The organism is Pseudomonas sp. P1_F7, from assembly GCF_056405655.1.
Genome location: NZ_JBFUBR010000003.1, coordinates 13906 through 37287, shown reverse-complemented (window position 1 = coordinate 37287; position 23382 = coordinate 13906). Strand labels below are relative to the sequence as shown.

The 23382-nt window shown below is 56.3% G+C and carries 23 protein-coding genes, 1 tRNA gene and 1 pseudogene; 9 read left to right on the top strand and 16 right to left on the bottom strand.

The genetic code is table 11. The features are described 5' to 3' along the window. The first annotated feature begins 157 nt into the window (after positions 1 to 157). Together AC1D1M_RS04245 and AC1D1M_RS04240 are read left to right on the top strand one after the other, a co-directional pair. Positions 158 to 391 carry a hypothetical protein gene (locus tag AC1D1M_RS04245; protein WP_477774689.1) on the top strand — a complete coding sequence of 78 codons (234 nt, stop codon included), beginning with the start codon at positions 158 to 160 and terminating at the stop codon, positions 389 to 391. 208 nt (positions 392 to 599) lie between these two features. Further along, on the top strand, positions 600 to 1466 hold the full coding sequence (locus AC1D1M_RS04240) for a helix-turn-helix domain-containing protein (protein WP_477774688.1): 867 nt from the start codon (positions 600 to 602) through the stop codon (positions 1464 to 1466). Between the two features lie 705 nt (positions 1467 to 2171). On the opposite strand, the gene AC1D1M_RS04235 is transcribed toward AC1D1M_RS04240, so the two are convergent. Further along, positions 2172 to 2480 carry a hypothetical protein gene (locus AC1D1M_RS04235; RefSeq protein ID WP_477774687.1) on the bottom strand — a complete coding sequence of 103 codons (309 nt, stop codon included), beginning with the start codon at positions 2478 to 2480 and terminating at the stop codon, positions 2172 to 2174. Positions 2481 to 2604: 124 nt separating this feature from the next. Between AC1D1M_RS04235 and AC1D1M_RS04230 the strand changes: the two genes are divergently transcribed. The 3 genes from AC1D1M_RS04230 (at position 2605) to AC1D1M_RS04220 (ending at position 3918) form a co-directional block, all read left to right on the top strand. Continuing rightward, a complete protein-coding gene (locus AC1D1M_RS04230; RefSeq protein WP_477774686.1) occupies positions 2605 to 2871 on the top strand; it encodes a helix-turn-helix domain-containing protein in 267 nt (88 codons plus the stop codon). A 71-nt stretch (positions 2872 to 2942) separates the two neighbouring features. Next, on the top strand, positions 2943 to 3158 hold the full coding sequence (locus AC1D1M_RS04225; protein ID WP_477774685.1) for a hypothetical protein: 216 nt from the start codon (positions 2943 to 2945) through the stop codon (positions 3156 to 3158). 133 nt (positions 3159 to 3291) lie between these two features. Next, positions 3292 to 3918, top strand: coding sequence for a recombinase family protein (locus AC1D1M_RS04220; RefSeq protein WP_477774684.1), 627 nt, complete (start codon positions 3292 to 3294; stop codon positions 3916 to 3918). A gap of 214 nt (positions 3919 to 4132) precedes the next feature. Here AC1D1M_RS04220 and AC1D1M_RS04215 read toward each other — a convergent pair whose 3' ends face one another. The 3 genes from AC1D1M_RS04215 to AC1D1M_RS04205 all read right to left on the bottom strand — a co-directional run bounded on the left by AC1D1M_RS04215 (position 4133) and on the right by AC1D1M_RS04205 (position 7554). Next, complete coding sequence (locus AC1D1M_RS04215) at positions 4133 to 5899, bottom strand: DNA-processing protein DprA (RefSeq protein ID WP_477774683.1); 1767 nt, start codon at positions 5897 to 5899, stop codon at positions 4133 to 4135. Then, on the bottom strand, positions 5896 to 7152 hold the full coding sequence (locus tag AC1D1M_RS04210; RefSeq protein ID WP_477774682.1) for an HAD hydrolase-like protein: 1257 nt from the start codon (positions 7150 to 7152) through the stop codon (positions 5896 to 5898). Before AC1D1M_RS04210 ends, AC1D1M_RS04215 begins: the two co-directional genes overlap by 4 nt. 312 nt (positions 7153 to 7464) lie before the next feature. Then, positions 7465 to 7554: transfer RNA gene (locus AC1D1M_RS04205), tRNA-Ser, on the bottom strand. A gap of 308 nt (positions 7555 to 7862) precedes the next feature. Here AC1D1M_RS04205 and AC1D1M_RS04200 point away from each other — a divergent pair. The 3 genes from AC1D1M_RS04200 to AC1D1M_RS04190 all read left to right on the top strand — a co-directional run bounded on the left by AC1D1M_RS04200 (position 7863) and on the right by AC1D1M_RS04190 (position 10621). Next, positions 7863 to 8552 (top strand): crotonase/enoyl-CoA hydratase family protein, encoded by a 690-nt coding sequence (locus AC1D1M_RS04200; RefSeq protein ID WP_477774681.1) that lies wholly within the window; start codon positions 7863 to 7865, stop codon positions 8550 to 8552. Between the two features lie 213 nt (positions 8553 to 8765). Continuing rightward, positions 8766 to 9488: a lysophospholipid acyltransferase family protein gene (locus AC1D1M_RS04195; RefSeq protein WP_477774680.1), complete on the top strand. Its 723-nt coding sequence runs from the start codon at positions 8766 to 8768 to the stop codon at positions 9486 to 9488. A gap of 161 nt (positions 9489 to 9649) precedes the next feature. Next, on the top strand, positions 9650 to 10621 hold the full coding sequence (locus tag AC1D1M_RS04190; protein ID WP_477774679.1) for a magnesium and cobalt transport protein CorA: 972 nt from the start codon (positions 9650 to 9652) through the stop codon (positions 10619 to 10621). A gap of 100 nt (positions 10622 to 10721) precedes the next feature. Here AC1D1M_RS04190 and AC1D1M_RS04185 read toward each other — a convergent pair whose 3' ends face one another. The 3 genes from AC1D1M_RS04185 to AC1D1M_RS04175 form a co-directional block, all read right to left on the bottom strand. Beyond that, on the bottom strand, positions 10722 to 11450 hold the full coding sequence (locus AC1D1M_RS04185; RefSeq protein ID WP_477774678.1) for an amidotransferase: 729 nt from the start codon (positions 11448 to 11450) through the stop codon (positions 10722 to 10724). A gap of 95 nt (positions 11451 to 11545) precedes the next feature. After that, on the bottom strand, positions 11546 to 13690 hold the full coding sequence (locus AC1D1M_RS04180; RefSeq protein WP_477774677.1) for a 3-hydroxyacyl-CoA dehydrogenase NAD-binding domain-containing protein: 2145 nt from the start codon (positions 13688 to 13690) through the stop codon (positions 11546 to 11548). Positions 13691 to 13714: 24 nt separating this feature from the next. Further along, positions 13715 to 14920: an acetyl-CoA C-acetyltransferase gene (locus AC1D1M_RS04175; RefSeq protein ID WP_477774676.1), complete on the bottom strand. Its 1206-nt coding sequence runs from the start codon at positions 14918 to 14920 to the stop codon at positions 13715 to 13717. A 603-nt stretch (positions 14921 to 15523) separates the two neighbouring features. Here AC1D1M_RS04175 and AC1D1M_RS04170 point away from each other — a divergent pair. Continuing rightward, positions 15524 to 16291, top strand: a pseudogene (locus AC1D1M_RS04170) (c-type cytochrome); the annotation flags it as partial. 71 nt (positions 16292 to 16362) lie between these two features. Here AC1D1M_RS04170 and AC1D1M_RS04165 read toward each other — a convergent pair. The 9 genes from AC1D1M_RS04165 to AC1D1M_RS04125 form a co-directional block, all read right to left on the bottom strand. Next, positions 16363 to 17172, bottom strand: a complete 810-nt coding sequence (locus AC1D1M_RS04165) for a transglutaminase family protein (RefSeq protein ID WP_477774675.1) — start codon at positions 17170 to 17172, stop codon at positions 16363 to 16365. Beyond that, a complete protein-coding gene (locus tag AC1D1M_RS04160; protein WP_477774674.1) occupies positions 17169 to 18119 on the bottom strand; it encodes an alpha-E domain-containing protein in 951 nt (316 codons plus the stop codon). Before AC1D1M_RS04160 ends, AC1D1M_RS04165 begins: the two co-directional genes overlap by 4 nt. Before the next feature lie 12 nt (positions 18120 to 18131). After that, positions 18132 to 19541 (bottom strand): circularly permuted type 2 ATP-grasp protein, encoded by a 1410-nt coding sequence (locus AC1D1M_RS04155; protein ID WP_477754167.1) that lies wholly within the window; start codon positions 19539 to 19541, stop codon positions 18132 to 18134. Between the two features lie 368 nt (positions 19542 to 19909). After that, positions 19910 to 20254 (bottom strand): ribonuclease E inhibitor RraB, encoded by a 345-nt coding sequence (locus AC1D1M_RS04150; RefSeq protein ID WP_477774673.1) that lies wholly within the window; start codon positions 20252 to 20254, stop codon positions 19910 to 19912. Between the two features lie 210 nt (positions 20255 to 20464). After that, positions 20465 to 20698 (bottom strand): hypothetical protein, encoded by a 234-nt coding sequence (locus AC1D1M_RS04145; protein WP_477774672.1) that lies wholly within the window; start codon positions 20696 to 20698, stop codon positions 20465 to 20467. A gap of 151 nt (positions 20699 to 20849) precedes the next feature. After that, the gene (speE, locus tag AC1D1M_RS04140) at positions 20850 to 21725 is read right to left on the bottom strand and encodes a polyamine aminopropyltransferase (protein WP_477774671.1); all 876 of its coding nucleotides are present in this window, start codon (positions 21723 to 21725) and stop codon (positions 20850 to 20852) included. A gap of 236 nt (positions 21726 to 21961) precedes the next feature. Continuing rightward, positions 21962 to 22153: a PLD nuclease N-terminal domain-containing protein gene (locus AC1D1M_RS04135; protein ID WP_007993066.1), complete on the bottom strand. Its 192-nt coding sequence runs from the start codon at positions 22151 to 22153 to the stop codon at positions 21962 to 21964. Positions 22154 to 22235: 82 nt separating this feature from the next. Next, positions 22236 to 22766: a hypothetical protein gene (locus AC1D1M_RS04130; protein WP_477774670.1), complete on the bottom strand. Its 531-nt coding sequence runs from the start codon at positions 22764 to 22766 to the stop codon at positions 22236 to 22238. A gap of 81 nt (positions 22767 to 22847) precedes the next feature. After that, positions 22848 to 23366 carry an ankyrin repeat domain-containing protein gene (locus AC1D1M_RS04125; RefSeq protein WP_477774669.1) on the bottom strand — a complete coding sequence of 173 codons (519 nt, stop codon included), beginning with the start codon at positions 23364 to 23366 and terminating at the stop codon, positions 22848 to 22850. Positions 23367 to 23382 lie beyond the last annotated feature (16 nt).

The following is a 23382-nucleotide window of genomic DNA, read 5'->3' as shown; positions in this document are numbered from 1 at the left end:
TACAGGCACGCTTGAAGTAATAAAATCTTAGAACGCTGATCATCCTAGCGGAGTACTCCGCTGGGTGTGATTCGTCATACCCCGGCAATAACGCCAACGGCACAACCAATACTTAGAGGTGAACGCCAACCAAAAACAACACAAGGAGAAATATAAAATGTCGAACTACATCGTCATACATAAAGAATCGAATCTGATCATCACGGTGATCGCCTCAAGCATCAAGCTGAGAGAAACTGCAAAGTATCGAATGGTACGTGTGTCCGATGCCATTTTGGCTAAGTACGACAAACGGGTCAGGCTGAAGTCCCGAAACGGCACACTGATAGACGCCGGGGAATTAGCAAACGTGAGCCCTGCGTTCTTTGAGCTGTTACAGGTTCGCAGCTAACGCCACTGTTTACTGACGCAAATCCATGTAAAAGAGCCTACCCCTACCTACCCTATGGGCTGGGTGTTTTTACATGGGTTTCAGTCAGCATATACGGGGGTGTAATTACCGATATCAGGCAAAGCACACCCTCAGCAAAATCGAAATTAATAAATCGGCAATACCAGAGGTAACGCCTATGAAATGAACTTGAACAGGAGAAATATCCATGCGGCACGCATTCGCCTTGAAATTGATTACCGACCCAACTAACAACAGCAAGACCCCTGCCACTCCTGAACTGCTCTCCCCGGCAGAACTGGAAGCCCTGAACACACGATTTGCCGCTAACGCCAAGAAGTGGCTGATCGAAAATGCACCCGCTCCCAAGACTGTATCGCAACGGAATCTGAAAAATGCCAGCGGACGAAAGCCGAAGGCGATTGAAAATCCGTTCTACATGTACATCGGCTGTATGACTGACTGGGGGCGCTATCCAGTTTTTGCACTGGACATCATTGAAGGTATTGCCCGTCTGGACTGGCATGGACGCGCTATCGGCGTCGGAGGGAAGTCTACGCCATTGTCGGTGCGTCGCCTCGCAGTAATCTTGGAGAGTCTTCCCGTCGTCACCACAGATTCGGTGATGGATTTGCTGCCATTGGAAACAAGACATGCCAGCCGTTACGTTAAGGCGATGGAGTTGATCATTCCTCGGATGATGGAGTGCCGCCCCGAGACTCTCCGCAACGAGATGGAAGGCATCGAGCCGGAGCCCAAACCATGCGAATGGGAAGACCTGGACACGTTGTCTGCTCCCAGTGCTGAAGAGTTGGCAAAACTGCATTACGACCTTCGCACCCTGACCCAGTTCAAGAGTGCGGAAGAGTACGAGCGGGATCACGAAGATGAGCTGTCAGGTGCTCGCTTCACCAAACTGATTGCGTTCTCAGTTCGCAAGCAGCACCCAAAGAGGCATGAAGTGATGGGCATGCTGGCACAGGGATTGTCACAGTCGGAGATCGAACGGTTGACAGGCGTACAACGGAAGACCGTTCGGAAGTGGCAAGCTGAAACACTAGCACTGACAGCGTAGCAAGGGGTGGGTCATATTTCGGACGCATGTATCTATAGAGCACTGGAGCGATAGCGAACAGTGTAAGTTGAGACGGGACGTCTCGATGTATGACTCTGCTCGGCAGGGCCGAGAGCTGGAGCACGGGTGAAATGGTAGCTTTCTAAAATGGTAAAGGGGTCACTAATGAACGTCAGTGAAGACCCCAATGAAAGAAGGATATTATCGCAAGAGTATTATTATCATAATGTATTACCATCTGACCTTCGGTCAACGGTTAGCACAAGTCAAGGCGTAAGCCTGATGGTAATAATTCTTATAATTTGTTTTTGAAAAAATAATTAAATATTCTTAGAAAATTATATTTTTACTAACTCAAGATGGATCAACTTCAAAATGGATCAGTCCACAGTTCACGCTGTTCTGTGCTAAAATGTGACTGTAAGTCACAGCTTGGATAACATCCACAAGCCAGCTTGTGAGCAATACCTTCTTAAGTACGGGATTCACTAACGTTCATTAGTTCCCGTAATAAATTTCAGTGTAATCAGACTTCAGTGTGAATCACTTCAGTTGTAATCCTACTGAAAGCTACCGCTTTCCTGATGATGCTTCGTTGACCTTCAGTCCTGCTGCTTGAGTACTAGTCAGTGCGTAGGGGGAGCAATCCTAAAAGGCTTCTTAGGAAAGGTCCCCTCCCAATCATCGTGCATCGCACCGAATTATCTACCGCAGGTAGAAGTAAAGGAACACGACAACCAGAACGACAAAAATCACTCGACCTTGGATTACGTCAGAATTCGCCTTGTCCACCTTGATCTGCTTGTAGGTGTCGGCGTCGCTCAAACCCTGCTCCTTGTACTTCAATACATGGTTGATTTGCTTGTCGAGCGTCTTGTTGTGGCTGTTTTTGTTCGATGTGACGATCAGCCAAACGATCAACCATAGACCCCCTGTCAGAATGGTCATGATCAGATGCAAGACGTGGTTCGTGTTCTTCTTCTGGCTGGTCAATACAAACAGTTTTTCGTTCATGGTTCATCCTTGCGACATGGCTGGTGGTTTGGGTGGTGCCGCTTGGGGATTGAATTTATCCCAAATTCAGATATCTGAAAACCAGATATAGGTTGGAAGGCTTTCCACTCGTAGCCAGTCAGCCATGTCCAAGACGATCTATAGACCCGAACACACTGTGCTTTTGTCACTGCTGAAGGAGCACAGGAAAGCGGCTGGTCTGACTCAAGTCCAGTGCTCAAAGGCTCTGGAGCGTCCACAGTCCTTTATGAGTGACGTTGAAAGTGGGACACGTCGCTTGGACATCGTCCAGCTTCGCGATTTGTGCAAAGTCCTGGGAATTGGTTTGCAAGACTTGATCGCAGAGTTTGAGAAGTCATTGTCGTCAGATGAAGCCACGACAGTTCAATGATTTGTTGAAGTGAGTCACCCGGTCATCCATGTGCTGGACTACGATCCTTGCACCACTCAAGGACGACCGCCATGCCAGACAACACAGATGCCCACATAGCCACAGCAGACGTATTGACCCTCCTGCTCCACAACCAGCACGCCTTGGCTGCTGCAATCGAAGAAGTAGCCCTGTGGGCTAAAGCCAGCGGCTCAACGGAAGCCCATGGGAACGCCGTCACTGCATTGGAAACTCTCGATGCGAACGCATCCGCCATCACCGCTGGAATTCTCAAACTCCGGCAATAATCGCTATCAAAGAAGTAGACGTAACTGGTAGTCCGATAGCCGCTCGCCAAAAGCTATCAAATATCTATTGAAGATAGCCATATGATTCATTTATCATTTGCCTATCGAAACGAATGATAAAGGATAGTAAGCCATGAACGCCCACCTCTACCTCCGAGCATCGACCAAAGACCAAGACGCCAACCGTGCAAAAGTTGCCCTGGAGTTGTTCGCTGTCGAGAAGGGGTTGAGCATCGTTGACGTGTATGCCGAGAACATCAGCGGAACCAAGCTCAACCGTCCTGAACTGCTTGCTCTGCTCAATGCTGCCAATAGTGGGGACGTGCTATTGGTGGAGTCCGTAGACCGCCTGAGTCGTCTCTCGCAGGCTGATTGGGACACTCTCAAGACCACGATCAAGGCAAAGGGGTTGCGTCTGGTTGTAGCTGATCTGCCTACCAGTCACATGCTGGTTGAAGCGAAGGGCATCACCGGTCAAATCATGGATGTGATCAACAACATGTTGATTGACCTCATGGCAACCATGGCACGACTGGATCAAGAAAAGCGTGTGGAACGCATCAAACAGGGCTTGGAGAACAAGAAGGCTGCTGACCCTGATTGGAAGCCGTCTGGAAAAGGAAGGAACGCTGCCAAGTGGGCAGAGGTACAGGCGCTGATGCGGAAACATCCAACCATGTCCGCTGATGAAATTGCCAAGCTGGCTGACTGTGGCGTTGCCACCGTTTACCGGATCAAGCGAGAAACAGCGGCAGCCTGATGTTGTTTCTGGTCTAACTCTGCGGAGCTGCTGCCCCCAACTTATTTTAGAAAAGCTCCGGTTTTCATTTGCTCCGCTCGAACTTGGCTTAGCACCTCGGTCAAAAACGCCAGAATTATTTTCCAAGCTCGAAAGCCAAACGACTATCGAAGTGCATTGGAAATTTTGGCGGCGACAGGGATTTTTCCAGCATGGCTCCCCATGCTCAATACACTCAATCTCCCGACAAAGACGTAGGCTCCTCTATCAGTGAAATGCTGTACTCGCCGTAGGTCAGTGTTTGATGCAATTCGATTTCAGCAGTTGCAACCCATTCGCTCCAGATTTGGTCGATGTCGTCGGAACATTGCCGCATGAAGTCGATGGTTAGAAATCCTTCCCACTCGCCTCGAAGATCGAAATCGTCATAGTTAGTCCCCGGTTGGAAGTCCACCGTTTCATCTACCTCGATGGTGCCCGGCTTGCCGTGTGCAATGGTGTCACGGAAGTTCTTCAACTCCTTGATGGAGGAGTATGGTCGCACTGAAAAGTCAGGTTCCAGCCCCAGCGCCTTCAACACGATCTCAACTTTCTTGTCGAACCACCGCCGTTCCTTAAAATCCGCCACCTTCTGTTCGCCAATGAAGTTAAGGCGCGATTCAAAGGTGAACGCCAACATGACAAGACAGGCAGTGATGTCGAGAGCCATCCCGTGCCGGTTCCCCGCCGCCTCCATTTCTTCGATACGAGTCTTGAGGTGGTGAGCCGTGTTGGAGATGTCGTTGTGTATGTGAATGTTCTTCTTGGCGGTTTTTTGCACCCGGAGTTTTGTCATATCACGCCCTTGATGCCGTGACTGTGTCTGCAGGAGACTGTTCTGATGAGTTAGTGGCTCAGAACTAGACTCACCACCACTTTCCTGACCTGAGTCTTTACCATCACAATCGTTGGCAGGCTTCTCTTTGACTTTATCGGTTTCCGACATCTTCGCTTGTAGCATCTCACCCAGCAACGGAGGTTTGTCACCTACACTCAACGTTTCCTGCGACGATGTACCAGGTAGCAAATGAGAAAGCATACTTGGATAATCATCTTTCGTCCGTAGTAGCAATATATTGCTAAGCCTTTCTCGCTTGCACTTTAGCAAGTTTGCCTTATCAACCCACTCACCTTCGGCAATTAGCAAATTCGCCATCACCTTCGGCTCTTCATTGTTTCTGTCCACCGAAGTTGGCAACGGCACCGCAAGCCATCGATCGTAGTCAAGGGCAGCACGTGAAGCATGCAAGCTCCCCCCCTTTATATCGGACTGGATCAYCACGACACCCTGAGCCATACCGGCCTGAGTGCGATCCCGCTTGACGAACTGTTGCGGAAAAACTTTTTGGCCAAAAGGGTACTCTGAAATCAATGCCCCTCCACTTTCAAGAATATCCTCAGCAAGTTTTTTATGCTGACTTGGAGCAATCATCTGCAGGCCATGCGCCAATACAGCAACGGTGTGCCCCCCCGAGTCAAGCGCGGCTTTGTGTGCCAAACCATCACACCCAAGAGCCAATCCACTTACAATACTCCATTGATTCTCAACGAAATATTCCGTTACTCGACGCGCAATAACTTCACCATGCGGAGTAGGCTCTCTAGTACCAATTATGGCAACAGATCGCAGGGCACAAGTATGAAGTTTCCCACGAACATACAGAATGAATGGATCATCTTTCGTTGCCGCAAGTAATGCCGGATAACTAGCATCTAGAGGGCTGATAATTCTGGTCTCATGCTTTTCAGCAAAAGCCACCTGCACCTCCGCTTGTTCAGATGCCACAGACCAAGCATCCGGAGAAGAAAGTGCCTTTTTCAAAGAGCTGTTTATCCGAGCAAGAGCCTCAATTGATAAGTCTTCGAAACCTTGTACGCTCGCAACTTTTTTCAGTGTCGCCGGCCCAACACCCGGGAGCATTGATAGCGTCAAAAGCTTTTTTGTTGCGATAGAAACCTTCATCCGTTACCTACATTTTTTGTCAGCGCGAGCAATGTTACACCAGAAGCACCCGCTGCTCGCAGACACATTTCAGCATAGATCAGAGAGGCTCCAGAGGTAACCACGTCGTCAATTACTACAACGTGCTTCCCGGAAAAACCTGAGGCTGGGATCGCCCTAAGGTGGTCACGGACGTTTACAAAACGCTGCTCTCTATTGAGCCCGCCATTGCCGTGATGCGAAAGGGCCCCCGGCAGATATCCCAGAACGCTAGGAATGAATTCGATATTCCCGCCAGTGATTGCGAGCTCCGCGTGCGAGGCAGCAAGCTGAGCCAACATCGCCTCCAGACGTTGCACCCGACCCGGCTTAGCTGGAACGACAGTGATTACCAACGCCCCCTGGCCAAAAGCGATCATTAGATTGCGACCTACGACAACGCTTCGAATGAATTTACGCATCGCCCGTATCCAATAATCTGGCACTGTCAGCAAATCTTTCATTCGGTGAATGTCATTAGTCACAGCATGCCAAACCACCCTTCTTTGAGCATCCCGAGAAAAGTGCCGACCAAGGGAATGAATTTGAGTTGGTCTCCCACCCTGCACTAGCGGGTTGAAATAACCTGCTTTCTCGAATCGGAAGGCCACACCCCCAGTCGCCGCACCGTTGAGCACTTGTAACCGCTCTGCTACTGGCAAAAACTCTGGTGGACTTTCAAGCACGCCCTGCAAGTCGTCGGGGGACCGGATAATTGCATCAGGCATACGCTCCAACGCTTTCCAGTCTTCACTGCGGCGTGCATTAGGCCAAGTGGTTTGATCCAGCACACACCAGCACCCTGCGTCGTAAGCTGCCTGTACGTCGGACTTTCCATCACCGACCAACCAAACGTTTTGAGGTAATACCACCTCTGCCACCCGCATCGCAAGCAACACGCCCTCACCACTTGGTTTTGTGTGCGTTACGTCCTCGAAACCAACCAATGTCACCCACTCGACATTGGGGTATGCGAGAGTCAAAAGAGTCTCTGCATAGTGCCTAGGCGACCTAGTAAACACCCCGAGCTGGGCTCCCGCGTGTTGCTGCTGCAACGCCAGAAGCAGAGTCTCGGTATAAACGATTCGATTTGGCAACATACCGAATTGAGCTGTAAGTCTCTGAACGTATGCCGGAGACTGCCTGTTCAGAAACTCACGCCCTCGGAAACCCTCAAGGTCACCGGTGCGAAGAAGGGTATCGTCAAGATCAAACAGAATCAGTTCGACTGGCATCGCTCGTCCTTGATGGAATGCAAAATTGGCATACCGAAGCTATCAAAAAGCCACCGGTATCAGCAAGCTTCAGCGACGAGGCCCTATCCCTATATAGCTGTGAGCCAAGACCGCCAGTGCAGCAGCCACCGACTTAGAATCGGACTAACGGTAGCTATCGAGGGGATTTGCGAGTGAAGCGAAGAAAACGGGACAGCGAAGGGATTGGATCGGAGTGACTGAAGGTGGGATGTGACGAGTAGTACAATTGAGTAGTACAACTGAAAAAGAAAAACCCCCGTAACTCGTTGAATTACAGGGGTTTTCTGAATGTGGCGGTGAAGGAGAGATTCGAACTCTCGATACAGTTTCCTGTATACACACTTTCCAGGCGTGCTCCTTAAGCCACTCGGACACTTCACCGTATCTCTTCAAACAAGTTCTGTCTGTCGAGGCGCGCTAATGTAGTCGAAAGCTTTTCCGATGGCAAACATTTTTTTCAGAATTTTCATGCGGTTAACGCGATTCAGCGTTTCCGGTCGCTCGGGGCCATGGCAAACCGGCCAATCTCCGGCTTCGTACCCGCATCTATATAGAGGGGAATGCGCGGCAGGCACGGCGGGCTACGCTTGGCGGGCAGGCAAAGGGTGACTGGCGGGTCAGTCACGGCGCTTTACCTGGCCTGCGGTGGTGGGTAACGTCTGCCCAACTTTATTGAAAGGAATAGCGTCATGAGTGAGTTGATTTCCTACCATCTCGAAGACGGTATCGCGACCCTGACCTTGAGCAATGGTAAGGTCAATGCCATCTCCCCGGATGTGATTGCCGCGTTCAACGCTGCGCTGGATCAGGCGGTGACTGATCGTGCGGTGGTGATCATTACCGGCCAGCCGGGCATTCTCTCTGGCGGTTACGACCTGAAGGTGATGACGGCCGGTCCTAGAGAAGCCGTGGCACTGGTGACCTCCGGTTCGACCCTGGCCCGCCGCCTGCTGTCGCACCCCTTCCCGGTGATCGTGGCATGCCCGGGGCATGCGGTGGCCAAGGGCGCGTTTCTGCTGTTGTCGGCCGACTATCGCATCGGCGTAGAAGGCGCGTTCAGCATTGGCCTGAACGAAGTGCAGATCGGCATGACCATGCACCACGCGGGCATCGAGATTGCCCGTGACCGCCTGAACAAAGTGGCGCTGCAACGTTCCGTGGTCAACGGCGAGATGTTCACTCCACAAGGCGCCGTGGCTGCCGGTTTCCTCGATGTCGTGGTCTCGCCTGAAGAACTGCAGGGCGCGGCACTGGCGGCGGCTCGTCAATTGAAGAAGATCAACATGACCGCACACAAGAACACCAAATTGAAAGTGCGCAAAGCGCTGCTGGAGGCCCTGGACAACGCGATCATCCAGGACCAGGAACATTTGGGTTAACCCCGGATCTGCTGCAACGAAAGCCCGACCAACGTGTCGGGCTTTTTCATATGTGTCTGTGTTAAACGTCTGTAACCGCTCTAGACCGCATCTGACCGATTAGTCGGAAACATCAGCTCAAACATCGGCTATCTCCCACTTCCCTGGCCGCAATTGCCGAAAACAGTGCACATCCGTACACTGCGCCACCTTTTGTCCCGGCGGGGCCTGTAAATGCTGTTTTTGTTCCGTATGTCCTTGATGGGCCTGCACTTTATTGTGGCGGGTGTGCTGGGTGTGATTCTCGGCCTGTGCCGGCCATTCAATCCGGACAACAGCCGTCTGTGCGCACGCCTGTACGCTTGGCCGGCCATGTGTATTTTGCGTTTACGGGTGAAGGCCGAAGTCGGGCCGTTGATGGATAAACCTGACAGCTGCGTGATCATCGCCAATCACCAGTCCAACTACGACCTGTTTGTGTTTGGCAACGTGGTGCCCCGCCGTACCGTGTGCATCGGCAAAAAGAGCCTGAAATGGGTGCCGCTGTTCGGGCAGTTGTTCTGGCTGGCCGGCAATGTGCTGATCGACCGCGGCAATGCGCACAAGGCGCGCAACTCGATGTTGACCACCACCCACACCCTGCAAAACAAAGACACCTCGATCTGGGTTTTCCCGGAAGGCACGCGCAACCTGGGTGAGGACTTGCTGCCCTTCAAGAAAGGCGCCTTTCAGATGGCCATTGCCGCCGGGGTGCCGATCGTCCCGGTGTGTGTCAGCAGTTACGTCAAACACATGCGATTGAACCGCTGGCGCAGCGGGAAAATTCTGATTCGTTCGTTGCCGGCGATTCCCACCGCCGGATTGAGCCTGGATGACATGCCGATGCTGATCGCCCAGTGCCGCGAGCAAATGCGTGAATGCATCGAATCGATGGACCGGCAACTGCAAGCCGCCTGAATAAGAAAACCCGCCTGATGCGGGTTTTCTTTTGCCTGCAAGTCTTTACCGGCGAACCCGGCAGATTTAACTGACTCTCAAACACTGCGAGGCTAAGCTGATCAACACTGCCATTGCATTTGCTGCCAATTAAAAGCTGCCAAAAGAAGTGAACCACCACCATGGGTAGAGTTGTTGCTGCTGCGGTTTATAGCGCCGGTAAAAGAGTCACCAATATCACCCTCGACGAAGGCGCCGCCTGGGCTGCCAAGCCCGGGCACTTTGTCTGGATCGGCCTCGAAGAGCCGAACGCCGAGGAACTCTACAACCTGCAGCGCCAGTTCAACCTGCACGAACTGGCGATCGAAGACGCCCTGGAAAAGCACAGTCGGCCGAAGCTGGAAACCTTCGGCGATGCGCTGTTCATCGTGACGTATTCCCCCATCCGTCATGAAGGCAAACTCGAGTTCATCGAGACGCATATCTTTGCCGGTAATGGCTACATCATTACTGCGCGCAACGGTCACTCGGCTTCCTACGCCCATGTCCGACAACGCTGTGAGGCACGTCCGCTGTTGCTTGAGCACGGGGAAGATTTCGTACTCTATGCCATCCTCGATTTCGTCATTGAAAACTACCAGCCGATGGGCGAAGCCATTCACGCGGAAATCGATGAGCTGGAACGCAACGTGTTATGCGGCGTGTTGAATGACTACGACATCCAGAAGCTGCATGGCCTGCGTCGTGATGTTTTGCGCTTGCGTCGTTATGTGGCACCGATGATTGAGATCGGGGAGGAATTGCAGAGGCTGAGCTTTCCGTTCATCGACAAGAACATGCGGCCGTATTTTCGCGATGTGCAGATTCATGTGACACGGCAGATGGAAGACCTGACGACCCTGGCGGATATTGCCAGCCAGACGATTGAAGTCGGGGTGCTGCTGGAGGCCTCACGCCAGAGCGTGGTGCAACGCAAGTTTGCGGCCTGGGCGGCGATTCTGGCCTTCCCGACAGCAGTGGCGGGGATTTACGGGATGAATTTCCAGAACATGCCGGAGTTGAACTGGCATTACGGGTATTTCGGGGTGCTGGGGTTTATTACGGTGGGTTGTCTGGGGTTGTGGGCGAGTTTCAAGAAGTCGGGGTGGCTTTAAATCCTAGGCGAGTGCTTCGCACTCGATCGCGGCGGTGCGGCGATCCGACAAGCCACGCTCCCACAGGTCTGCGGTACACCTGAGGGAGCGGGCTCCAGCCTTAAACAGCTTCTGATTTCGGCTTGTGCGCGACAAACCGCATCATCCACTCGGCAACCGTGGTGCCATGGTGTTCCTGCTCCAGGCTCGCAATACCTTTGGAGTAGACCTGCTCGCCCAGCGCCTGCTGGCGAATCTCCAACAGGGCGCGGGAGTAGTCGTGGATGAATTCCGGATGCCCCTGGAAGCACAGCACCTGATCGTTGATGTGGTAAGCGGCATACGGACAGAAATCGCTGGATGCGATGACCGTGGCGTTCTCCGGCAGCGATGTGACCTGATCCTGGTGGCTGATCAGCAACGTCAGCTCTTCGCGCACCGGACTCATCCATGGCGCCTTGGCGGCCAATTTGTATTTGTGCGTGCCGACGCCCCAGCCTTGGGTTGCACGCTCGCTCTTGCCGCCAAGCAGCAGTGCCAGCAACTGATGACCGAAGCAGACGCCCAGCAATTTGTCGCCGCGCTCGTAGCGGGTCAGCAGATATTTCTTGAGGGTTTCGATCCACGGGTCGGTGCCGAAGGAGTCGGCCTTGCTGCCCGTCACCAGGTAGGCGTCGAACGTCAGGTCGTCGCTTGGGTATTCACCCTGCACCACGTTGTAGACGGTGAACTCGGCGGCAATCGGCTGCTGCGAAAACAGGTGTTTGAACATCTGCCCGTAGCCCTGATATTGGTCAACCAATTCCGGACGCAGGTGGTCGGTTTCCAGAATGCAGATGCGTAACGACATAAAAAATACCTGACACGTGATGGGAATAATGCACACCCCAGAGCCTGCCTTGAAACACCGTGACAAGGCAAGCCCCGAAATGCGTCATCGCGCCCTTAGAAGATCTCCCCTTTTGCCGCTTTTTCCAACAGCAGTGCAGGCGGCGCGAACCGCTCGCCATATTGCTTGGCCAGGTACTGGGCGCGGGCGACAAAATCCTGCACGCCGTATTGGTTGATGAACTGCAGCGCACCGCCGGTCCATGGGGCGAACCCGATACCGAATATCGAGCCAACGTTGGCATCCGCCGTCGAGGTCAGCACGCCCTCCTCCACACAGCGCACGGTTTCGATGGCTTGCACGAACAGCAAGCGATCACGCACGTCCTTCGGCGAAATCTGTCCGTCGGCTTTCTCGAAGCGGGTTTTCAACTCTGGCCACAGGTGTTTCTGGCCGCCCGCCGGATACTCGTAGAAACCGCCACCAGCCGCCTTGCCCGGACGCTTGAACTCAGTGAGCAGCAAGTCAATCACGGCGAACGCCGGATGCTCTATCAGCGGTTTGCCTTCTGCTTGCAGGTCTTTGACGGTTTGCAGACGGATATGGTTCATCAGGCTGAGGGACACTTCGTCAGAGATCGCCAGCGGTCCTACCGGCATGCCGGCCTTGCGCGCCTCAGTCTCGATCATCGACGCGTTGACGCCTTCGCCCAGCATGGCAATACCTTCGTTGGTGAAGGTGCCGAACACCCGCGACGTGAAGAAACCGCGACTGTCATTGACCACAATCGGGGTTTTCTTGATTTGCAGGACGTAATCGAAGCCGCGGGCCAGGGTTTCGTCGCTGGTATTGGCGCCCTTGATGATTTCCACCAGCGGCATTTTTTCCACGGGGCTGAAAAAATGCAGGCCGATGAACTTGCTCTGATCGGGCACGGCACACGCCAGGCCGCTGATCGGCAAGGTCGAGGTGTTGGAGGCGATCACCGCGTCCGCGCCGACGACTTTCTGCGCCGCCAACGAAACCTTGGCCTTCAATTCACGATCCTCGAACACGGCCTCGATGATCAGGTCGCAACCGGCCAGGTCGGCATCGCTTTCGCTGGTTTGTATGCGTGCCAGAACGGTGTCGCGTTGCTCGATGCTCATTTGTCCGCGAGCGACTTTCTTGTCCAGCAGCGCCGCCGAATGCGCCTTGCCCTTGTCGGCCGCGGCGAGACTGATGTCCTTGAGCACCACCTCGATACCCGCCGACGCGCTGACAAACGCGATACCGGCACCCATCATCCCGGCGCCGAGCACGCCGACTTTGCGGGTGACATACGGTTCAAAACCTTGAGGCCGCGAGCCTCCGGCATTGATTTCGTTGAGCTGGAACCAGAACGTGCCAATCAGGTTTTTCGAGACCTGGCCGGTGGTCAGTTCGGTGAAATAGCGGGTTTCGATCAGGTGCGCCGTGTCGAAATCCACCTGCGCACCCTCGACCGCCGCACAGAGGATTTTCTCCGGCGCGGGCATCGTGCCCTGGGTTTTGCTGCGCAGGATCGACGGCGCAATCGCCAGCATCTGCGCGACTTTCGGGTTTGACGGTGTGCCGCCCGGTATCTGGTAGCCCTTCACGTCCCAGCGCTGCACCGCCGCCGGATTGGCGAGCACCCACGCCCGCGCCTTGGCCAACAGGTCTTCGTGATCGCTCGCCAGCGCATCGATCAATCCTGCCTGCAACGCCTGTTGCGGTCGCAGCCTCTTGCCTTCAAGCAGATACGGCAGAGCTTTTTCCAGGCCGAGCATACGCACCATGCGCACCACGCCACCGCCGCCCGGCAGCAGGCCGAGGGTGACTTCCGGCAGGCCGAGTTGCACCGATGGATTGTCCAGCGCCACACGATGATGGCAGGCCAGGCAGATTTCCCAGCCGCCGCCGAGTGCCGCCCCGTTGATCGCCGCGACCACCGGTTTGCCGAGGGTTTCCAGGGTGCGCAACTGGCCCTTGAGGGTCAGCACCATGTCGTAGAAGGCTTTGGCTTCGGGCTTGCCGACCTTGATCAGCTCATTGAGGTCGCCGCCGGCAAAGAAGGTTTTCTTGGCCGAGGTGATGATCACTCCGGCGATGTTGTCTTTATCGGCCACCAGGCGCGCAACACAGTCAGCCATGGCCTCGCGGTACACCGCGTTCATGGTGTTGGCGCTCTGGCCCGGCATATCGATGGTCAGGACGACGATCTGGTCCTGGCCTTTTTCGTAACGAATGGCTTCGTTCATAACTAGGTTCCTTGAAGTCCGGGCTCAGAGGCGTTCGATGATGGTGGCAATGCCCATGCCGCCGCCGACACACAGGGTCGCGAGGCCATAACGCAGGCGTCGGGCTTCCAGTTCATCCAGCAGCGTGCCGAGAATGGCGCAGCCGGTGGCACCCAGCGGGTGGCCCATGGCGATGGAACCGCCGTTGACATTGATCTTGTCCGGATCGATGGCCATGTCCTTGATGAATTTCAACACCACTGAGGCGAACGCCTCGTTGACCTCGAACAGATCGATGTCTTCGACCCGCAGCCCGGCCTTGGCCAACGCCTTGCGGGTCGCCGGCGCGGGGCCGGTGAGCATGATGGTCGGATCGGTGCTGGTGACCGCCGTGGCGACAATCCGCGCCCGTGGCTGCAAGCCCAGCGCCCGGCCCTTGGCTTCGGAGCCGATGAGCATCAGCGCCGCGCCATCGACAATCCCGGAACTGTTGCCGGGGGTGTGCACATGGTTGATCCGCTCGACATGGCTGTAGACCCGCAGCGCGGTGGCATCGAAGCCCATCTGCCCCATCATCTCGAAACTTGGCTTGAGCTTGCCCAGGCCTTCCAGGGTCGATTCGGCGCGGATGAACTCATCGTGATCGAGCAGGATGATGCCGTTCTGGTCTTGCACCGGCACCAGCGACTTGTTGAAGGAGCCGTCGGCCCGCGCCCGCGCAGCCTTTTGCTGGGAATGCAACGCGTAGGCGTCGACGTCCTGACGGCTGAAGCCTTCGAGGGTGGCGATCAGGTCGGCGCCCACGCCCTGTGGCGTGAAGTGACTGTGCAGGTTGGTCGCCGGGTCCAGCGCCCAGGCCCCGCCATCGCTGCCCATTGGCACTCGGGACATCGACTCGACGCCGCCGACCACCACCAGGTCTTCGAAGCCGGAGCGCACCTTCATCGCACCGAGGTTGACCGCCTCCAGCCCGGAAGCGCAGAAGCGGTTGATCTGCACCCCCGCCACACTGACATCCCAATCGGCCACCTGAGCGGCGGTCTTGGCGATGTCAGAACCTTGATCGCCAATCGGTGTCACGCAACCGAGCACCACATCATCGACCTGGCTGGTGTCCAGCGCCGTGCGCTGTTGCAGCGCGGTGAGCAAACCGGCAACCAGATTCACCGGTTTGACACTGTGCAAGGCGCCATCGGCCTTGCCTTTGCCACGGGGCGTGCGTAACGCGTCGAAAATCAATGCTTGGGTCATGACGTCCTCGAACCGCAGTGCAGTTGGGTAAATACCGAGTGCCCACTCTTGGCCCGAGCCGCGTTTGATTCAATGACCGCAGCGCTCACAGACATTGACGCTCACGCTCAGACGGACGGTAGTCAGCTACCGGATTAACCGATTCAGGACACCAAGCTGTCTAGCCAACGGGCGCCAAAGAAGCTGGCAATAGGCCTCATGCCTTTTTTAAAGCGAATTGCAACGACACCATACGAAATGGATCTAAACCAAGCGCAGCGCGGGCTCTAAGGTGAACTTGTACGAAGTTGTCGTCGGGTTTTGCCGAGGCGCTCGTCACTACAGGAAGTGCAACGCGCTGCCAACATGGAGATATGCAGGCAGGCATCAGGAAATAACAAAAAAGGCGGTCAAGCCATGTTCAAACAATCGAAAGTACGTCAAGCCGGGCTCATTCTTTTCGCCACCACGCTGTTGTTGATATTGCCGAACCTGACCAAGGTGATCGGCTAGTCGCGTCTAAAAGATACGGCGTCACAGTTTTTGAATTGCCACTATCAAAATGTGACTGGCCCGCTACCCGGGCCAGCGTGGCTGTGCCAATCTTTGCGGCACTTCCACGACATGGACGGCGATCACTTGAAAATGCTCATTCTGCTCGGGGCCCTGCTGTTCGGCACGCCCTTGTATGCCGCACAGCTGAACCTGGAGCTGGGCGCGAACAGTCGCACCTGGCAGACCGAGGAATTGCTCAAGCATCCTCAGGTTCAAACCATCAACATCAGCAACGACGTTTCCTACAAACGGGACATGAGCTACCGCGCCGTGCCTCTGTCCGCACTGCTGACCGGCATCAAGCCTGAGGACCACCTGCAAGCCGTGGCCCTGGATGGCTTTGCCGCCGAAATGACCGCGGCGCCGTTACTCAATACCCAGGGTGCACAGGCGTGGCTGGCAATTGAAGACCCGGCCAAACCCTGGCCACCGCTATCGGAAGGCAAGCCGGGCGCCGGGCCGTTCTATCTGGTCTGGAGCAACCCACAGGCCGGCAACATCAGCCCCGAGCAATGGCCGTTCCAGGTAGCGAGCATCAAACGCCTGGCACCCGTGGCCGAGCGCTTTCCCGCCCTGCTGCCCGATCCGGCGTTGAAGGCGGATGATCCGGTGAACAAGGGTTTTGCGTTGTTCCAGAAGAACTGCCTGGCGTGCCATCGACTCAATGGCGCCGGGGACGCGCAGTTCGGGCCGGACCTGAATATTCCGTACAACCCGACCGAGTACTTCGGCGCGGACTTCCTCAAGCGCTACATTCGCGATCCACAGAGTTTGCGCCAGTGGCCGCAGGCGAAGATGCCCGGGTTCTCGACCGAGGTGTTGCCGGATGGGGATCTGCTGCTTCGCTTTTTTACTAAAGATCAAAAGATCGCAGCCTGCGGCAGCTCCTACAAGGGTGATCCATCAGATTATTGCTGCTGCACTGAAATCACCGGCGCTGGCGTCGGTGAAACCAGCACCTTGGCGTGCATCTGCTCACACCCGCCGCCCCGACGCATCCCGCGCACCGGGCAGGCATCCAGGTAGTCCAGACCCACTGCCAGCTTCAGGTGACGCTCCGGCCGGGCCAGTTCATTGGTCACGTCGAAGCTGTACCAGGCGTCATCCAGCCAGGCTTCGGCCCAGGCATGGCTGGCCAGGTGTTCGCTATTTTCGCTGTACAGATAGCCCGACACATAACGCGCAGGAATGCCCAGGCTGCGGGTGCAGGCAAGAAACGCATGGGTATGGTCCTGACACACGCCGGAGCGCCCGGCAAAGGCCTGGGCCGCGCTGGTGTCCACTTCCGTGGAGCCCGGCGTGTAGGTCATATGCTGGTTGAGGCCATGCATCAGATCGATCAGCGCCGTGCGATCGCGGCGTTGCTTGCACTCCTTCTCGGCGAACGCGCGCAGCGCAGCGTCGGCTTCAGTCAAACGGGTGAAACGCAGAAACGGCAGTGCCGACTGGCTCTCGTGTTCGGCCTCACGCAACTCGTCGATATCGACCTGGCCACGGGCGCCGATGATGATCGCTTCGTGCGGCTCATCCATGGTCAGCACATGCAGGATGTTGCCGAACGGATCGAGTTGCGCCCGCACCGGACGCGGCAGGTCGAGCTGCCAGCTGAGCACGTGCTGACGCTCGCTGTCGTGGGGAGTCAGGCGCAGATACTGGATGCTCGCCCGCACCTTGTCTTCGTAGTGATAGGTGGTCTCGTGGCTAATGGAAAGTCTCATGCCGCCTCCAGATAAGAACTGTGAATCGCGTTACCCAACTGGCGCACCAGCGGGATGAACTCGGTCAGCCAGGCGTGCAGGCCTTCGTCGAGAATTTCGGTGATGCCGGTGTAGCGCAGGCGTGCGTCCATTTCTGCCGCCAGGCGTTGGGCGGGACGACCGTTGGCCCCCGGCAATTGCGCGAGGATCTGGTCGATTTCTTCGGTGCAGGCACGCAGGGATCGCGGTACATCGGCCCGCAGCAACAGCAATTCGGCGACATGCCGGGCGCCGGGGGCGTCGCGGTAGATTTCCGTGTAGGCCTCGAACGACGACAACGCCCGCAACAATGCGCTCCATTGGTAATACGCGTGAGCGGTACCATCGCTGACTGCTTCGGCCTGATCGCCGGCCATTTCGTAGCGGGCATCGAGCAGGCGCAAGGTGTTGTCCGCCCGTTCGATAAAAGTCCCCAGACGAATGAAACGAAACGCATCGTTACGCATGATGGTGCCGTAGGACGCGCCCCGGAACAGGTGGGAACGTTCCTTGATCCACTCGCAGAAACGGCTCATGCCGTAGCGGCTCAATCCTTGCCCGGCGATGCCGCGAATTTCCAGCCAGGTGGCGTTGATGTTTTCCCACATGTCGGCGGTGATGCGTCCACGCACCGCATGGGCGCTTGCCCGTGCGGCACCGAGGCAGCTGTAGATGCTCGCCGGGTTGGCCGCATCCAGGGCGAAAAAATGCAGCAGCCGTTCGGCATGCAGTTCGCCATGGCGCTCCAGGTAATCGTCCAGGGTGCCGGTGATCAACAGCGGCATGGCCAGCTCGTGCAAACCGTCGCCACGACCGTCCTGCGGCATCAGCGACAGCGAATAGCTGATGTCGAGCATCCGTGCGAGGTTTTCCGCCCGCTCCAGGTAACGCGACATCCAATACAAATCCGAGGCAGTTCTACTTAACATGACAGGCTTCCTTTAATCCTCGACCACCCAGGTGTCCTTGGTTCCGCCGCCCTGGGAGGAATTGACCACCAGGGAACCTTCGCGCAGGGCGACGCGGGTCAAACCGCCGGGCACGACCCGGGTTTCACGGCCTGACAATACAAACGGACGCAGATCGATATGGCGCGGTGCGATACCGTTTTCGACAAAGGTCGGACAGGTCGACAGCGACAACGTCGGTTGCGCGATATACGCATGGGGCTTGGCGATGATGCGCGCGCGGAAGGCTTCGATTTCCGCTGCCGTAGCCGCCGGCCCCACCAGCATTCCGTAACCGCCGGAGCCTTGGGTTTCCTTGACCACCAGTTCTGGAAGATTGGCCAGCACGTGGGAAAGCTCAGAGGGATTACGGCATTGCCAGGTCGGCACGTTCTTCAGGATCGGTTCTTCGTCCAGATAGAAACGGATCATGTCGGTGACGAACGGATACACCGACTTGTCATCCGCCACCCCCGTGCCGATGGCATTGGCCAGCACCACGTTGCCGGAACGGTAGGACGACAGCAGCCCCGGCACGCCGAGCATCGATTCCGGGTTGAACGCCAGCGGATCGAGGAAGGCGTCGTCAAGGCGACGATAAATCACGTCGACCGCTTTCGGCCCGTCGGTGGTGCGCATGTAGACCTTGTCGTCACGTACGAACAGGTCCGCGCCCTCCACCAGTTCCACACCCATTTCCCGCGCCAGAAACGCATGTTCGAAGAACGCACTGTTGAAGCGCCCCGGTGTCAGCACCACCACGCTCGGGTTATCGATCGGGCTTGAGCTTTTCAGGGTGTCGAGCAGCAGGTTCGGGTAATGGTCGATAGGGGCGATGCGTTGCGCCGCGAACAGCTCGGGGAACAGGCGCATCATCATCTTGCGGTCTTCGAGCATGTAACTGACGCCGCTCGGTGTCCGCAAATTGTCTTCGAGCACGTAGTAGGTGCCGTCGCCGTCGCGCACCAGGTCGACGCCGGAGATGTGCGAATAGATATCGCGGTGCAAATCCAGGCCCTGCATCGCCAACTGGTACTGCTCGTTAGCCAGCACCTGCTCGGCCGGAATGATGCCGGCCTTGATGATTCGCTGCTCGTGGTAGAGATCGGCGAGGAACATGTTCAACGCCTTGACCCGCTGGATGCAGCCGCGCTCGACGACGCGCCACTCGCTGGCGGGGATGCTGCGGGGAATGGTGTCGAAGGGAATCAGGCGCTCTGTCCCCTGCTCATCACCGTAGAGCGTGAAGGTTATCCCGGCGCGATGAAACAGCAGATCGGCCTCGCGTCGCCGTTGTGCCAGAAGCTCGTCAGGCGTCTCGGCCAGCCAACGGGCAAACTCCCGATAATGCGGGCGGACCTGGCCGCCGGCATCGTACATCTCATCAAAATAGTTGCGGATCATGCCGTACTCCTTGTCACTCGGACGTCCAGACCTTCGCAAGGCCCGTGCCATCGGCATAAACGCTTAAATTTCAATCGGTTGGATAATCAAGACGCACGCACCGCACCAATCCTGTGCGACAAATGCCCCAACCTGATTGCCCCCGCTTCATTGCAAGGCGCTGTGATCGCCTATCACCAGCATAGCCAGAGTTGATTTCACTGCCCGGCAATGGCTACGGATAATCCAGACATTCGCTGAAAAGCTCCCCGGACTTCCCTTTTAGCCGCCTGCCCAGGCGGCTTTTTTTTGCTGGTTTTCAACGCCCACAAATGAAAACGGCCAACCCGAAGGTCAGCCGTCATTGCCGGTTGTCACTGTTCATAAGGTTATGCGAGTCGCCCTCGTACCTCCTGTTTCACACCCCAGCCTTCGATGATGCCGCCCAATGGCTCGACCACCGCTTCGAAACCCTGTTCGAAATCGCCGATGTCGTCGTAGGTGGCATACATGACTTTGCACAGTTCCAGCGCCCAGGCGCCGTCGTCGCGCACACTGATTTGCGCATTCAGGGATTCACCATGGTGGAAATGACCTGCCGCCCTGCGTGCCCGCTCCTCATCCGGGAAAATGGCGTAGAACTCGATGGGATGAAACCGCGAAAAGTCAAAACCGCCTTCTTTCATGCGGCGCAGCACGCTGCTGCTGATGTCTTCTTGATAGGCTGTGCTCATGAAACGTCCTCCTCAAAACGATGGATAGACTTTCCGTACTCCCTCACCCGCAACCGAACAGCGCGAGCGACGGCAACCAATGTGCCGGCGGGAAACAAGCATGGAGCTGACAAGACCAGACCTTAGCGATTCATTCGCTGATCTCGCTTGCAGAGTAGCCTCAAGATAGAGCCTCTGCCAAGGCCTGGATGTGAATGCGAGAGGTGTCGCTCAGACTGGAGTAATGCCGAGGATTTGAATGCTGTTCTGGGACTTGAGCTCTTTGACGCACGCATCAGTGGTCCGCCCCTCCAGATCGTTCAGATCCAGTTCGGCAGCGACAGGAAGAAGCCGGGCCTTGATGAGCTTGGCGGCCCGCTCGTAGTCCGGGCGCTCGGTGCACTCAAAGACTTCGTTGATGGTTTCGCCATGATCATCCACGAAAGTGACTTTCCACTTTTGCATTGGTGCCTCCTCGATAAAACCCATGGATGGGCTTACATCCATCTCGACCTTGTTAGCTGGCTAATTGTTCCTTAAAACCCGATGGTTCTGTCAGCACTAACCAATGTGGGAGCGAGCTCGCTCCCACAGGTTTCGTGCGCGGTCTGAAAGATCAGTCGTTGCTTGGCTTGTTCACCGCCTGCAACACGTATTGCGGCAAGGCGAAGGCGCCGATGTGGATTTCAGGATTGTAGTAGCGGGTGATGATGCCGCTGCCCGCGAAGCGCTGTTGCAGGGTTTCACGGGACAACTTGCGATAAGCGGTATTGGTGGCGCCCCAGGCGAAGGTCATCGAGCCGCCGATGTAGGTCGGCACGGCGGCCTGGTAGAAGTGCCAGTCCGGGAACAGGCTGCGCAGGCGACCGGCGGTGGTCTTCACTTCTTCGATCTGCATGAACGGCGTGCCGTTCTGCGTCACCAGGATGCCGCCTTCGTTCAGGCAGCGGTGGCAAGCCTGGTAGAAGTTTTCCGAGAACAGCACTTCACCCGGCCCGATCGGGTCGGTGGAGTCGGAAATGATCACGTCGAACTTTTCAGTGGTGGTGGCAACAAAACGCATGCCGTCATCGATCACCAGGTTCAGGCGTGGATCATCGAATGCACCCTTGGAGTGGTTCGGCAGGAATTCCTTGCACATGTCGACCACGGTGCCGTCGATCTCGACCATGGTGATGTGCTCGACACTGCGGTGCTTGGCCACTTCACGCAACATGCCGCCGTCACCGCCGCCGATGATCAGCACGCGCTTGGCGGTGCCATGGGCGAGGATCGGCACGTGGGTGAGCATTTCGTGATAGATGAATTCGTCGGCTTCGGTGGTCTGGATCACGCCGTCCAGCGCCATCACCCGGCCCATGCGCGGGTTCTCGAAGATCACCAGGTGCTGGTGCTCGGTGCGCACTTCGTGCAGCAGTTTTTCCATGCGAAAACGCTGGCCGTAGCCTTCGTAGAGGGTTTCCAGGTAGTCGCTGGTCGGGGTGTTGCTCATGGGAAGTGCTCCGATGAATGCGGGTGGCAACGGACGGTTACCCGCCCATGATGGCCAATCGAGCGTCTCGATTGACCGGGAAAGGCGCGCATTCTACGTCGCGGAACATGACAGGTCGAATGTAGGAGCGAGCTTGCTCGCGATGACGGCCGCATATTCACTATCAATGCGCCTGACAGATCGCAATCGCGGGCAAGCCCGCTCCCACAGGGTCGGTGTTGTTTGTAGGAATTCGTTCAGAATTTGACATTGCCCCGCGGCCCGGCGATGGCCCAGATGATCAGTCCCAGCACCGGCAACAGCGCGATCAACAGTACCCAGAGGATTTTCATCCCGGTCTCGGCACTACTTTTGAAAACGTTGATGATGGCCCAGATGTCCAGGGCAAAAATAATCAAGGCAACCAGGCTGTTGAACGTGGAACCCATGGTGACGCTCCTGAAGAGTGATTTGCCCTCTCAGGATAGACGGTCGTCGCGAGGGTTCCCTTTTATTGACAGTGTTTGGCTATCAGACGTGGATCGCCACTTTCAGGGCTTCCAGGGATGGCGCGGCTGCGATGCCGACTTCTGCGCACAATTCCAGCACGCGTGGCACGTCATTGCCGTAGACCAGCACCACCTGCAACTCGTCATCGAGCAACTGGCTGAAATTCATCAGCGTGTAGCCACCGCTTTCCTTGTTCATGCTGCTCATCTGCACCTGGATACGGTTGAGCGCGGTCAGGGCTTCGGTCTTGGCCAGTTGCTTGGACTTGAGGTTGAACTCAACGCCCGGGCCGAACGAGGCGACGATTTGGGCGAACAGGTCCATGTAGGTGTCAGCCTGGAACAGCACCGTTTCCGGCAGGCTGCCGACCACCACCCACTCACCCAGCGGGATCGGGAAGGTTTCGTCGTAGTTGATGTCCGGATTGGCCGTCAGAAAAGCATCCTGATCGGCGTAGGCCTGGGCCGCTTCGTCTGCGACCTTGAGGATTTCGTCTTCGCCCATGCACCCGGAGCTGATTTTGCTGATGAGTTCGACGAGTGCGGCTTTCATGGGGAGGATCCTGTAGCGAGGTGAATTTTGAGGGCGCGAAGGATACCGCAAGGATAGATTCGAATGGCCATTTTAAAGCAATCAGCCAATCAGCTTCTCAAGCTGAGCAACCGTATCGGTAGCGCCCATGGTTTTAGCCGCTTCCAGCGCGGTGATGCCATTGGCGTCTTTGGCTTTCGGGTCGGCGCCCTTGCTGACCAGGTAATCGACCACTTCGACGCGGTTGAACATCGCCGCCATCATCAGCGCCGTGCGGCCATCGAAGGACGAGCCTTCAACCTGCGCGCCACCGTCGACCAAGGCCTTGATCACCGCCAGGTCGCCCTTGAACGCGGCGCCGGCAATCGGGCTCTGGCCGTTGTCGTTGCGGATCTCCGGGTCGGCCTTGTGCTCCAGCAGGACTTTGACCGTGTCCACATGACCGTGATACGCGGCCAGCATCAGCAAGGTATCGCCCTTGTGGTTACGCAGGTTCGGCGGCAAACCCTTGGTCAGCAGCGCGGCCATCATCGCCGCATCGCCCTCCCGTGCCTTGTTGAATACCTGTTCGGTGAATTCTGCGGCTTCTTCGGGGGTCATCTGGCGGCTTTTGTCTGACATTGGGCACTCCCTTTTC